We start from the raw sequence: 13287 nt of genomic DNA on the forward strand, positions 1-13287 counted from the left end.
ATGCCCCTAATCTCTACAAACCAAATTCTGTCTTCAACTGAGCGACCCAAGTTTTAATCCGCTCGTCTGTTAGCTCAGATTGACTACCTTGATCGAGTGCCAATCCGACAAACTTGCCATTTTTCAAAGCTCTAGATTGATCAAAGTCATACCCCTCAGTTGGCCAGTAACCAACAGTTTTACCGCCTCGTTGGGAAATTTTTTCTTCCAGAATTCCCATTGCATCCTGGAAGTTATCGCTATAGCCATATTGGTCTCCATCACCAAAATAGGCAACCAACTTACCACTAAAATCTATTTCATCTAGGTCGGAGAAAAAGCCTTCCCAATCGCTCTGAAGTTGACCAATATCCCAAGTGGGAGAACCAATAATCAGCAATTCATACTCATCAAAAGTCGTAGTATCCGCTTCGTAAATGGGATGTAATGTTACAGTATCGCCACCAAACTCATCCCGAATTTTTTCAGCATCAGATTCAGTGTTGCCAGTTTGAGTACCGTAAAACAGACCAATTTTTTTCGACATATTCTCACCTGATATATGGATTTGCGATTCTCTTTCCTTGCAGGACGCTGCGCGATCGCAGTAATTTACGCAAGGATACTTATTTGCCTAGTTCGTGCAACTCAGAAAAACAAACTGCTATTGGTTAATACCAAGAAGGCAAACAAAGCTCCTCCACAGCTACCTACCGTCCACCCAGCATTGAATTCACTCCAAGACTTAGCTGTTTTCATATTTTCTGGTAGCTCTCCAAGAGCCGGTTTGCGCCCTTGGAACGATGCGCTGCCGTACAGCCACAGGCAAATCGATAAAATTAACAGCAGACCGATTGTGGCTAGTAACCCAGCTTGATTTGCCAACTCCGTATCTCGCAACGGGCCTAACTTGACAAATGGGCCAATCAAGAAGTAGCCGTGCGCCATCCCAATTTCCAGCCCCCGTGAAAAAGGAGACAAGCCTTGACGGTAAATAGGAAGATTCGCCAAAAACTTCAGCGTGATATCCGAAGCATTGACTGGGGTATAGAGATTCCCAATTTCCGGCATTCTGGCAGGATTGACAACTCCCTGCTGAAAATCAAGTCCAGCCGCGATGACACGTACCCTCAAGGCGTGCCAGATATGACCAGCTAGAAATACAACTGCTAGAGCAAAGTGACTAGTTGCTAACCAAGTGCGAACCGTAATCACTCCCGATGCAGTAGTACTCAATCCCAACGGCCCATAAAAAACTGTGGGATAAACGGTATCATTTACCGTGACAAAATAAGCTGCCAACAAACCCATGTAAGCCAGAGCGCCCAGGCTATAGGATAGGTAAGCCTCACCAGACCAAAATAATACCTTTTTTGCCCAAGCAAAAGGTTTGGTGAGAATGTGCCAAAATCCTCCAGCAATGCAGAGTATTCCTACCCAAATATGTCCACCAATGACATCTTCTAAGTTATTAACTGCTGCCATCCCCTCTTTGCCAAAAGCACCGAAGAGATAGCCAAAGATGCGATTAGGGTTAATGGTCGGTTCAGTAATTACTCGTACAGATGCTACTGTCGGATCGTAAATACCACCCCAAAACAGCGCCTTTGCTACCAATAACCACGCTCCGAACCCCAACAACAGCAGATGAATGCCGATGATAGTGGTCATCTTGTCTTCATCTTTCCAGTCGTAGCCAAAGAAGCCAGGAAAAGAGGTGTTTTCACTTAATACTTCCGGGCCTAAAAGGGCGTGGTAAATGCCACCAGCACCCAGTACAGCAGAACTAATCAGATGTAAGACACCAATGACAAAATAGGGATAAGTATCAATAATTTGGCCGCGATCGCCAACACCAAATCCTAATGTTGCCAGATGGGGCAGTAAGATTAACCCCTGTTCATACATCGGTTGGGAGGGGTTGTATTTGGTGATTTCAAACAGGGTCATTGCTCCTGCCCAAAGCACAATCAACCCAGCGTGAGCAACATGAGCGCCCAAAAGCCGACCAGATAGGTTAATGAATCGGGCATTACCAGCCCACCAATCGGATTCCTGGGTGGTTATCGTTGCAGTTACCATTGTTAGATTGCCTCCCCACGAGTTGAATGGATGACTCTACCCTTTGCAAAGTCAAATCCAGCAGCACGTAGAACGTGCCAGAGATGCCCTTGAAGAAAGAAGAAACCTAGCCAGAAGTGAGCATTCGCCAGCCAAACGCGAGAGGATAGTAAATTTCCACTCTGGAAGTAAGGAAAGCGGTCAAACCCAATACTCAGGGCTGGCCCATAAAATTCCGGTGGGTAAGCTAGTGTGTTAACCGAGACAAAATAGGCAGCAATCAAACCCATGAGAGCTAAAGCACCCAAGCTGTAAGAAAGGTATGCTTCTCCTGACCAGACAAAAAGCTGCTTTGCCCAGGCGAAAGGTTGAGTAGTAATGTGCCAGATACCGCCGGCAATGCAGAGAATGCTGACCCAAATGTGACCACCAACCAAGTCTTCTAGGTTGTTGACTCCAGCAATCCAGTGTTTGCCACCGCCACCAAATAAATAACCAAAAATTACAGCAGAATTCCAGGTAGGGCTAGAAACTACGCGCACTTCACCCACCGTAGAATCGTACAAGCCGCCAAAGAACATAGCTTTGGCAACCAGTAAGCCGGCTCCCAGACCCAGCAATACTAGGTGAATACCCAGAATAGTGGTCATTTTATTAGCATCTGACCAGCGATAGCCAAAAAAGGAAAATCTCTCTTCTAAGATGGCGGGCCCACGTAGGGCATGAAAGATGCCACCAAATCCTAAGAAGGCGGAGCTAATCAGGTGCAATACTCCAATGACAAAGTAGGGATAGGTATCTACTATCTGTCCACCACTTCCTACACCCCAGCCGAGGGTTGCTAAATGAGGCAATAGAATCAACCCCTGTTCGTACATTGGTTGCACTCGGTTAAAGTGGGCAAGTTCAAAAAGGGTCGTTGCACCAGCCCAGAGAACAATTAACCCTGCATGAGCAACGTGAGCGCCCAAAAGTCGCCCTGAGAGGTTGGTTAACCGAGCGTTCCCAGCCCACCAGGGAATCGACTCCGGTGTTTGAGCAGCCATCCTTGTCATGGCGTTACCTCCTGAGAAAGTTTTGAAATAGCTGAAATTTATTCTTAGCTTAATGAATATCTATATCAATAAGCCTGAAGATATCCTATCAGACTTATTGCGAATTTTTATTATTTAATGGGAGTTAAGTTTTGTAAAGGATTTTAGGAAATAAACCGAAAAAGCGGGCGTGGTTCATTCCAACCCAACTTCTTGTAAGTGGCTTCCGATATCCTCACACAATATTACAGGCAATTACTGGTTACAAAAGCTACATCAGTAAAAGAACTAGAGAGAGTAAATTTTGTGTGCATTTATGAAATTAATCCAAAGACTAAAAGTAGCTGTAATTCCTGTTTTAACTGTATTGAGCTTGTTGTCCGCATCAAATAAAGCACTAGCTGACTATTTAACTAGTCAGGGTTCAGGAGGTGATTACCGTTATGAATTATGGTCTAGCGATGATAATAGTCATTACTATTTGAAAGTCTGGTCATCTGAAGCAAGTCAAAACAGTAACTCATACACCACAACTAGAGCATTCACCTCTACTAGGGAAGCTTTAATTTATTTTGATTGCAAATACGCTCGGAGAAATTTACCCGAATGTCAGAATGTCCAATGATAATTTTGAACCCATCTCGGCATGATTCGCTATTTATTTTAATGACACTTGCGGACTCGCTAACGTAATTCGTAATTAAAGAATTCAATTACGAATTACGAATTACGAATTACACTTCGGCTGGTTGATATTCTTGTTGTCTTTCCACAAAAGCTTGAACACGGGTGCGGTAGTTTCTCACAGTCTCATCTACCCATTCGCGATCGTTGCTATTGGCATACAAATGCACCAGTGGTTCACTGGCATCTGGTAAAACTAACAGCCAACTGTCATCGTAGGGTTGACAAATTTTCACTCCATCGATGAGTTCTAGATTTTGAGCTGGGTGAGTTTCCACCAAGTAACGCATTAAAGCACCCTTAGCTGTCCACGGGCAGCGGACTGTATAAGTTTTGTGAATTACACGGGGCAATTCTGACCGCGCAGCAGCAAGCGATCGCTCCTGGATAGTCAACATCTCAATTATCTTCGCAATGCAGAACATGGAATCAAATCCCGGATGCAGTTGCGGGAAAATAAAACCAGTCTCTCCACTACCTCCTAATACCACATTAGGGTTTTTTTGACAAGCCTCCATTAAAGCTGTCGGGTTAGCTTTAGTGCGAATCACTCTGCCATCATGGCGACGGGCGACTTGTTCAATCGCACTGGAAGCATGAACTGGTACAACTACAGTTCCTCTGGGGTTAGCCGTCAGAATCATATCTACCATCAGTGCTGTTAACATTTCCCCACGAATTGGGTAGCCTGATTCATCAACTAAAATTAGCTGTTCTCCATTAGCCGATACTTGCACGCCAAAGTTAGCTTTCAATGCCTCCACTACATGACCTAACTGAGTCAGCAGTCCTTCGCGATCGGCTACGGACATCGCCGTTTTATTGACACTAGCATTCAGTACGACTGCATCAGCGCCAAATTTATCTAACATTTGGGGTAAAACTGCCCCCGACACCGCATAAACATAGTCAATCACCACTTTTGCCCGACTGTTGCGGAGTGTATGAACATGCAACAGTTTCTCAAAAGCAGTGCAGTAACGCTCCATGACTTGGCTAGGATAAGATACATCGCCAATTTCATGAATTAGCGCCCGCCGCATATCCTCCTTAAAGTAAGCTCCTTCAATTTTCTTTTCCAGGGCTTTGGAGATATTAATGCCCTTGGCATCCATGAATTCAATCAAAATGTAGTCAGGGCGATCGGGATGTACCCGGACGTGGATACCACCAACTACCGACATTGTGGGTATAACCGTGCGGGCGATGGGGATAGCTGTGGCATCGAGGTTTTGAATATCAATACCTACTGACATTAAACCAGCAATCAGCGATCGCGTCACCATTCGAGAGACATTACGCTGGTCACGGGAAACCGTTACCTTAGAACCAGGTTTCAAGGTAGAACCATAAGCAGCTCCCAATTTCACGGCGAATTCTGGGGTGATGTCGATATTAGCTAATCCTTGTACACCACGTTGCCCAAATAAATTCCGTTGGGCGGTGTTCCCCCAAATCAAGTTAATGTTTAAAATTGCCCCTGACTCAATCTTTTTACTGGGCCAAACGCGCACGCCGGGGCTAATTTGGGCTTCTTCTCCCACCGTAGAAAGCGAACCGACCACAGCAGCTTCTAATACTTGAGCGCGGCGATCTACACGAGTGCCACGGGAAATCACGCAGGCAGAAAGAGCTACTTCCTCGCCAATAAATGCCCCATTCCACACTATGGGACGTTTGAGATTAGCATCAGCACCAATAGTGACATTATCTCCAATTACGGTTCCTGCCTCAATTTGTACTCTTGCCCCAATGCGACAATTATCACCAATCACTACTGGGGTTTCAATCACAGCCGTCTGATCGATGTAAGTATTTTGACCTACCCATAACTCATGGGAAACTTCTTTGTAGGCAAAATCTAGTTGCACTTTCCGAGCTAAAGCGTCATATTGAGCCTCGCGATAAGCATCTAAGTGACCAACATCACACCAGTAACCTTGAGCAATGTAACCATACATTGGCTCATCTTTTGCTAGTAGTAAGGGGAATAAGTCTTTGGAAAAGTCACATTCAACGTTTGCTGGCAGATATTCCAAAACTTCTGGTTCGAGAATGTAAGTACCAGTGTTGACGGTATCAGAAAAAATTTCACTACTAGAGGGTTTTTCTAAAAATCGCCGAATCCGTGATTCCTCATCGGTAATCACCACCCCAAACTCAATTGGGTTGGGAACCCTGGTTAAAATCAAAGTAGCTTTTGACTTATTTTGTTTGTGAAATGCGATCGCTGCCGTCAGGTCGAAATCTGTTATGCTATCACCGCTAATAACTAAAAAAGTTTCATCAAGAAGTTCGGCAATGTTTTTCACACAGCCAGCTGTACCCAAAGGCTGATCTTCTTCGACAGCATAAGTCATCTGGACGCCAAAATCGCTGCCATCTTGAAAATAATCTCGCAAGACATCAGGTAAATAATGCAATGTGGCAATAACTTCTGTAATTTGATGTCGTTTGAGGAGATTGATAATATGTTCGGCAATTGGTCGATTTAGAATCGGCACCATCGGTTTGGGCAGATCGCAAGTTAACGGGCGAAGCCGCGTTCCCGAACCGCCTGCCATCAGAACTGCACGCATAAATCCTCCTTAGATATTTACAGCCTTCGCTGCTTGAAAACGTGTCAGATATATTTTCTTCTTCTTTCTCTAGTCTCCTATGGATATTGATATTTGAGGAACTTCCACAAGATGCATATAGATTGGGGATTGGAAAGAGGCAGAGGGGCAGGGAGCAGGGAGCAGAGGGGAAAGAGGTAATTTTTTATTCTCCCTCTTGCCCCCCAATACGGTTCGGATAAGCAGGAGAGGCTTTTGAGGAAAGAGGGTTCTTAGTAATTCTTCTCTCCCTCTGCCCCCCTGCCTTAACCAAGAAATTCCTTAACCGAACGGTATTGCCCTGTCCCCTGCTCTCTGCTTCTTCATCTCCCCAACTTATTGACAATGATAAAGTCCATATTCGTAGCCGTCTACGCTTGGTAAAGATTTAGTATCAGATATAACGCATGTTTTGACGGCTTCGGCAACGGGGGCGTGAAAATTTACCAGCCACAAGTCAAAAGGTCGTGGTAAGTTCTTTAAAGTATTTTCCAGAGCTATGGTGGAAGTATTCGGGTCTTGGTCTTGATGGGCAAGGAGAAACAGAGCTTTGGGGGGGGAATTGGCAAGTTTAATCTCCCTCGCTACCCCCATCATTTCCCCAGTGTGTACATAAGTTTTGTGGGTAGTGGCAATCAGTACTGGCACTGGGGACATTTGTTGGATTAGTTGCACAAAAATGTCAGGGCGATAATATTTTTGATAGCCGAGATTACAGAATACTGTAACTGCACTGGCAAGTCCCATTAACCAAATTAAGATTACGGCTTTTTTCCCGTTTATTCCCCATCTGCCTATGCTTTTGCTCTCATTTTTATCTTGTTCTCTTCCCATCAATTCTTTGGGAGGATGCCAACAAACTGCGAGACTTGCCCCTAGTAAAACAACGATCGCAGGAAAGTAAACAAAATTATAGCGAGCGCCTCTGGTCAGATCGATTCCCAAAAAGTAGGTAAAGATAAAGAATAAAGCGATCGCGCTGATCGCAACTCCGACAAACACCTGAATCATAATTTGGCTTTCTGGGTGCTGTAGTTGAATCTTGATCCCACGCAGCAAAATTGGTACTGCCCAAATAAAGAAAATCAGCATCACCACTCCAGAAGGAATCACCACCAAAGCTTGAGAAGATTCAACTGGTAACAGGCAAATCATTGCAATCAATGTTCCTAAAGCCTGAAAAATTGGGCTTAACCAATCTAGTCCAACGCGCGAACCTCGAATCCACTCGGTCAAATTATCACGATTTTTATTCTCTAAAAAGATTGGTAGCCAAATTAAACTCGCCACAAGAGTACCTGTCGCAACGGCATAAATGCGCCGCCAGGGAGGAGAGAAGAGGAGAGAAAATTTGCTCTTAGTCTGCAACTGATGCCAAGCAAGAAAAATCAAAACTACGGCTTCTGTGCAGAGGGTGAGGATAAAGAAGTAATGAGTCGCAACACCTAAAGCATTAATTTCTACCCAGAGAAGTGCAATCCAGATGGGTAAAGGTGTGCGGTTTTGAATATGACGTGTGGCAATTACTAAGCAGGTGAGGGAAGCAGTTACCCATAATGCTGCCAAAGTATAATGACGCGCTTCTTGTGATAAAAATACGCCGTAGGGTGATACTGCCATCATGGCAGCAGCCAAGTGTCCCACTAATCGCGAACGAAATGCTACCTTACCTAATATGTAAACACCCGGTATGGAGGCAGCACCAATTATAGCTGCTAGCGATCGCGCCCCAAACAGCGATACTAATCCTCCGTCGCTCTTAAATAATTTCATCCACAGATAAGCTAGCACAAAATACAGTGGTGGATGGGTATCTTGTGTAACTAAGTTATGAACTACATCACCAATACTAGCCGTTGGGTTTGGTTGCAGTGGTTGTAATAAAATATCAGGTGCGATCGCTTGATCTAGGGGTACTGCTAAAAAAGTATTCCCCAAACTAAACACCAAGGTGGAAAACTCATCAGTCCAAGGAGGCTTTGTAGTCAAGTTGGCTAGGCGCAAACTGATACCGATGATTAACCATATTAAGTTTAGCAAGGGGTGAATCCAGAAAGGAGGAAGGCGATGCCAATTATGCCAATACTTGTGTTGTGAGCCAGAGGTTGTATCTGCCAGAGACAGGAAATGTGTAGCAGATGCAGGCAGCAACGAGATAATTTGCTTGTAAAAATAAAATACACCTTGGAAAATAACTCTCATTGCCGGGCCTCACACAAATGGATTTGTAGATTTGACGTTTGAGATTTAAGTTCGTTCTAAAGTCTAAAAACAAAAATCAAAATCTCAAATCCCTCGTTGTGATTATTTCACGTCGGTGACACGCCAGCTAAGTTTCCAATTAACCCAGAAATTCCAGATGGTAGCAACTGCGATCGCAATAAAGTTGGCAATATAACGGTTAGGAATAAGAAAATTGAATACCAGATTCAATATCAGTACATTCAATACCAGTCCAGCAAGGCAAATGGCGTTGAATTTCAAAAACCGCTTCAAGCGTTGATGCCATTCTTGCTGTCTGGCGCTGACATCAGCAAATGTCCAAGCGTCATTCCAGAAGAAATTATTTAAAATCGCAATTTCACCCGCAATAATTTTGCTGCGCGTCAGTGGCCAAGCCAAGGTAGTCGGATCGCTGAGTAAGTAAAGCACTGTCATATCCACAAATACGCCACTAAAGCCAACCAACCCAAAGCGCAGGAATCGACTAACGGGGAAATTGACTTTTCTACTCAATCGTCCGACTCGTCCTGTGGAAAGCCGCAATCGGACTAAGTGGTGGATGTAATCTATATATTGCTTCCATGTCACCTTACTCTCACCCTCTTTGCGTTCGCAGAAGACATACCCAACTTCGGCAACTTGGTGTACATTTCCTCGGCCGATTACTTCTAGAAGAATTTTGTATCCAACTGGATTAAGTGTTGCATTAGCGATCGCACTCCGGCGCACCATAAAATAACCACTCATGGGGTCGGAAACTCTGCCCAGTACTCCTGGTAAGATCACCAAACCTAACAACTGAGCGCCACGAGACAAGAAACGCCTAGCAACACTCCAGCTACTGACACCGCCTCCTTCAACATGACGGCTGGCTACTGCCAAATCTGCTCCCTGCTCAAGACTACGCAACAATTGCATCAACACCTCTGGTGGATGCTGCAAATCTCCATCAATTACCCCCAACACACTCCCCGTAGCTGCTTGCCACCCACGAATTACGGCTGAGGACAGCCCCCGTTCCTGTTGGCGTCGCATCACCCGCAATTGGGGGTATTCTGTCGTCAACGATTGCGCTATCTCCCAAGTTCGGTCTGGGCTATCATCGTCTACCACTATTAGTTCATAGTTTCCTGGAATCGATTCATCCAGTAACTGACTCAATATGCTGACTACATTTTTGATGTTGTCACGCTCTTTATAAGTAGGAATTACTAGAGAAAGATGGATAGATTCACCACTTGTACCCACACGGTTAGGAGGCAACTCTGAAATCTTTAGTGGGCCAGTTGGTACTGTTAACAGCGAGTTGGATGAGTTTGTCTTCATATTCCAAATTGCAGAACGACAATGTGTAAAGTCCGTAGAAAATAGAGTCAAACATCTGCTGACTTTATTAAATGAACCTAGCTACTTAAAACTTGAGGAATACTTTTGCTACGGTTAGCTGTTCTGAAGTTTAGTAATTTCCGCACTTAGATTCACAGTATTTTCCCAAACTTCATCTAAACTTTACATTTCGCCACTTATTTTTAAGATAATTTATGTGCGATTACATACCTATTTTACACAAATCTACTGTACCACTAACTCACTAAGTCAGCAAATATACAGTTACTCAAGCGTATTTTATGATTTCCAGTACTAGTAGGGGTAATATTAAGTGAATATGAAGTATTTTCAGATTTGGTAATATACTTTTGCATTATTGCTAATAACTATTATAAGAAGATATAAAGTGCAAATGCCAATTACATAAGCTTGTTATATCCGTAAAAATCTGCTTGTTGATGTAATAAGTCTTGAATTAATTAAATACCACAATATAGAGAAAAATCAAAATATTTTTTTGTGAAGTAGTGGTAGCTATTTCTCAACGGTAAAAGCAGCTATAGGATTCCTATTTAATTAGGATAATTTATCAAGAAAAGCAGAGAGCAGGAGGCAGAAAGGAGGAGAAATATTGCTTCCTCCTTTCTTCTGCAACCGAAAAAAAGCAAGGGTTTAATACCCCCACCAAATTTTTAATTTGCTGGCTCTTATTCAGGAGGGGTCTGAATCTCCAATCCCCAATCCCCAAATACCTCCTTTACTCGTAATATTAGATACTATATTCTCGGTTTTATTGCTGTTGGGGTGTTAATGACTGTTTTACAAAAATATACTGTTCTTGCTCCTGTTAGCCTGAGCATCGCTTTGCTTATTACCAGTTGCAGCGAAAATAAAGTCTCTCAGTGCCAGCGACTGATTCGAGTTGTGAATGCTGGAACCTCTCTGATTGATAAAAATAAAGGAACGCAAGTGATAACTAGCATACAGCTATCTAAAGATTTAGAATTTGTGACTAAATCGATTAGAGAACTGAATTTAACAGATCCAAAGCTGAAAGAATTTCAAAGCGGTTTTGTCAAGATTTTTCAAAATCTCAGTCAAGCGATCGCTAAAGCTGGTAAGGCGCTTGGTGCAACCAAAACAGCAGAAGCATCCGTATCTGGTAGAGAAAGAATCCAAAAGGCTAGAGCCGAAATTGATTCAACACTGACAACAGCAGCTACAACTGTTGGCAAACAGTCAGATACGTTAGTCAATCAGATGAATAAGTATTGTAGCCAGCCAGAATAATCTATCTGGGGCATTGGGCAGAGGGGAAAAACTTACTGCAACTTCTCCTCTGCTCTTTCATTCTCCCACTGATACAGCGATCGCTCTCAGAACGACAGTAACTTTTATCACTTCTTTTTAAAAAATTTTCCTGATATACACCAACTTTATCTGTCAAAAGAAGTATTGGTGCAAGTCAAATGAAATACCAGGAGTGATATGAGTCTACTGATGGCGAGTGTGCTGGCAACAGCGCCAATATCTGCGCTCAATTTACCAGAACAGTCCGTAATTCTGTCAGAAAAACCAGTGCAGCAGTCAACACAGGATAATTTATCTCAAGTTGTCTCACCTGCTGAAATTACACCACCTGAATTCGTGCAGCCAAATGTAACCACCTCATCAGCGATAAATAATAAGTACGAAAATATACTGAAAAAAAGTAGAGAAAAAATTCAATTCATCAGTTCCCCTAACTTACCGGAATTAAAAGAGACTCAATCTGTAACAGAAGTTGCACAGAACCAGGAAAATATAGAAGAATTTTCCCAATCTCCCCATCCCCCAGACTCAGACAACCAAATGTCTCAAGTCACCTCAGTATCGCAACTCCAGGACGTGCAACCTTCTGACTGGGCTTTTGGTGCTTTGCAATCTTTAGTAGAACGTTATGGCTGCATTGCGAGATACCCGGATGGGACTTATCTGGGGAATCGTAGCATCAGCCGCTATGAATTTGCTGCTGGTTTAGACGCTTGCTTAGAGAAGATTAACGAAGCGATGCCTGCGGCGGGCTACGCCTACGCTAACAATAAAATTAATACTGTTAATAATGAAGATTTAATCTTGCTGCAAAGGTTGCAAGGCGAATTTAAAGCAGAGTTGCAGCAATTACAGCAGCGTATCGAGGCTGTGGAAAAGCGGACTAGTGAATTACGAGGAAATCAGTTTTCCACAACTACCAGATTATTTGGTCAAGCTATTTTTAGCGTGCAGGGAACCAATCGCACCGATTTGGATTTGTTTCCTAGAGATGGAATACCTGAACGCCAAGGAAAAACCAATCTGACCTTCACAAGTAGCGCCCAACTAACCTTAGCAACTTCATTTACAGGGCGGGATTTGCTGTTAACAGGGCTATCTGCGGGTAATTTGGGTTCTACTGCATCATTGCTATCTACCAATATGGGGCGATTGGGTTTCGAGTCCAATACAGATAACAATCTAGTTATTAGTGACTTATCTTATCGATTTCTCGCCTCGGATAACTTGGGAATTGTCGTCGGTACGGCGGGAGTCAATCCCATTAACACCTTTCGTGGTATTAGCCCTTTAGAAGGTTCTAGCGACGGTGCAATTTCTCTATTTGGTCAGCGGAACCCGATTTTAAGTATTGGCAACGGCACTGGTGGTATAGGCTTTGATTGGCAGATTAGCGATCGCATCAGTTTGCAAGGCGTTTATAGTGCGGAAATACCCAGTTTCCCTGGCGACACCAAGCAGGGCGGACTATTTGGTGGTAGATATACTGCTGGCGCTCAGTTAAGTTTAGCACCCACAAACAACATCGATATCGGCGTCCATTATCTTTATTCCCACTCCCCAGATGGCTTACTGGGAAGTGGTATTGGCGATTCTCAACTGATTTCACCTTTTGCAGATGCGACAGCTTTCAATACCCAAGCAATTGGCGCTACCGTTGCTTGGCGAATTAACCCTAACTTGCAGTTGGGCGGTTGGGGTGGCTTTACTTCTTCCAAGCCATTTAACCTTTCTGGAAGTGTGGAAACAACCAATTGGATGGTATTCGCAGCTTTTCCCAATTTGTTGCGTCCTGGGAATTTAGGGGGCGTTCTTGTAGGACAACCGCCCAAAATTACTTCGAGTACTTTACCCGAAGGCTTAAATTTTCCTAACTTTTCAGATGGCGGGACAGCAAGCGGACGGAGTGACACATCAATTCACGTAGAAGTTTTTTACCGCGCCCAACTGAGCGACAATATTGCCCTGACTCCTGGCTTATTCGTCATTTTCAATCCCGATCACAATGCTGCTAACGATGCTTTAGTCGTTGGGGCATTAAGAGCAACTTTCCGGTTTTAATTTTGTAC

At 43.7% G+C, this 13287-nt stretch carries 9 protein-coding genes; 3 read left to right on the forward strand and 6 right to left on the reverse strand.

Features of this window, described 5'->3' with window-relative positions:
• Positions 1-13 precede the first annotated feature (13 nt).
• From fldA to HWQ44_RS09910, 3 genes are all read right to left on the reverse strand, one after another.
• Complete coding sequence (gene fldA / locus HWQ44_RS09900; RefSeq protein ID WP_292718042.1) at positions 14-526, reverse strand: flavodoxin FldA; 513 nt, start codon at positions 524-526, stop codon at positions 14-16.
• Positions 527-627: 101 nt separating this feature from the next.
• Positions 628-2061 carry a chlorophyll a/b binding light-harvesting protein gene (locus tag HWQ44_RS09905; RefSeq protein WP_292718044.1) on the reverse strand — a complete coding sequence of 478 codons (1434 nt, stop codon included), beginning with the start codon at positions 2059-2061 and terminating at the stop codon, positions 628-630.
• Positions 2062-2063: 2 nt separating this feature from the next.
• Entirely contained in the window at positions 2064-3086 is a 1023-nt protein-coding gene (locus HWQ44_RS09910; RefSeq protein ID WP_292718123.1) for a chlorophyll a/b binding light-harvesting protein, read from the reverse strand.
• 304 nt (positions 3087-3390) lie between these two features.
• On the opposite strand from HWQ44_RS09910, the gene HWQ44_RS09915 reads away from it, so the two are divergent.
• Complete coding sequence (locus tag HWQ44_RS09915) at positions 3391-3699, forward strand: hypothetical protein (protein ID WP_292718046.1); 309 nt, start codon at positions 3391-3393, stop codon at positions 3697-3699.
• Positions 3700-3808: 109 nt separating this feature from the next.
• Here HWQ44_RS09915 and HWQ44_RS09920 read toward each other — a convergent pair whose 3' ends face one another.
• The 3 genes from HWQ44_RS09920 to HWQ44_RS09930 all read right to left on the reverse strand — a co-directional run bounded on the left by HWQ44_RS09920 (position 3809) and on the right by HWQ44_RS09930 (position 9904).
• Positions 3809-6337, reverse strand: a complete 2529-nt coding sequence (locus tag HWQ44_RS09920; RefSeq protein ID WP_292718048.1) for a mannose-1-phosphate guanyltransferase — start codon at positions 6335-6337, stop codon at positions 3809-3811.
• A 354-nt stretch (positions 6338-6691) separates the two neighbouring features.
• Positions 6692-8557: a glycosyltransferase gene (locus HWQ44_RS09925; RefSeq protein ID WP_292718051.1), complete on the reverse strand. Its 1866-nt coding sequence runs from the start codon at positions 8555-8557 to the stop codon at positions 6692-6694.
• Between the two features lie 102 nt (positions 8558-8659).
• Positions 8660-9904 (reverse strand): glycosyltransferase, encoded by a 1245-nt coding sequence (locus tag HWQ44_RS09930; RefSeq protein ID WP_292718053.1) that lies wholly within the window; start codon positions 9902-9904, stop codon positions 8660-8662.
• An 813-nt stretch (positions 9905-10717) separates the two neighbouring features.
• Between HWQ44_RS09930 and HWQ44_RS09935 the strand changes: the two genes are divergently transcribed.
• Both HWQ44_RS09935 and HWQ44_RS09940 read left to right on the forward strand, forming a co-directional pair.
• Positions 10718-11197: a hypothetical protein gene (locus HWQ44_RS09935; RefSeq protein ID WP_292718055.1), complete on the forward strand. Its 480-nt coding sequence runs from the start codon at positions 10718-10720 to the stop codon at positions 11195-11197.
• Positions 11198-11395: 198 nt separating this feature from the next.
• Positions 11396-13279 carry an iron uptake porin gene (locus HWQ44_RS09940; RefSeq protein WP_292718057.1) on the forward strand — a complete coding sequence of 628 codons (1884 nt, stop codon included), beginning with the start codon at positions 11396-11398 and terminating at the stop codon, positions 13277-13279.
• The last annotated feature ends 8 nt before the right edge of the window (positions 13280-13287 follow it).

Source organism: Nostoc sp. JL34 (assembly GCF_017114945.1).
Taxonomy (GTDB): Bacteria; Cyanobacteriota; Cyanobacteriia; order Cyanobacteriales; family Nostocaceae; genus Nostoc.

What these genes read in the sequence shown, in the direction of transcription:
- HWQ44_RS09940 (WP_292718057.1), top strand. Translation starts at nt 11,396, where the DNA reads ATGAGTCTACTGATGGCGAGTGTGCTGGCAACAGCGCCAATATCTGCG.
- HWQ44_RS09930 (WP_292718053.1), bottom strand. Translation starts at nt 9,904, where the DNA reads ATGAAGACAAACTCATCCAACTCGCTGTTAACAGTACCAACTGGCCCA.
- HWQ44_RS09920 (WP_292718048.1), bottom strand. Translation starts at nt 6,337, where the DNA reads ATGCGTGCAGTTCTGATGGCAGGCGGTTCGGGAACGCGGCTTCGCCCG.
- fldA (WP_292718042.1), bottom strand. Translation starts at nt 526, where the DNA reads ATGTCGAAAAAAATTGGTCTGTTTTACGGTACTCAAACTGGCAACACT.
- HWQ44_RS09925 (WP_292718051.1), bottom strand. Translation starts at nt 8,557, where the DNA reads ATGAGAGTTATTTTCCAAGGTGTATTTTATTTTTACAAGCAAATTATC.
- HWQ44_RS09910 (WP_292718123.1), bottom strand. Translation starts at nt 3,086, where the DNA reads ATGGCTGCTCAAACACCGGAGTCGATTCCCTGGTGGGCTGGGAACGCT.
- HWQ44_RS09905 (WP_292718044.1), bottom strand. Translation starts at nt 2,061, where the DNA reads ATGGTAACTGCAACGATAACCACCCAGGAATCCGATTGGTGGGCTGGT.
- HWQ44_RS09915 (WP_292718046.1), top strand. Translation starts at nt 3,391, where the DNA reads ATGAAATTAATCCAAAGACTAAAAGTAGCTGTAATTCCTGTTTTAACT.
- HWQ44_RS09935 (WP_292718055.1), top strand. Translation starts at nt 10,718, where the DNA reads ATGACTGTTTTACAAAAATATACTGTTCTTGCTCCTGTTAGCCTGAGC.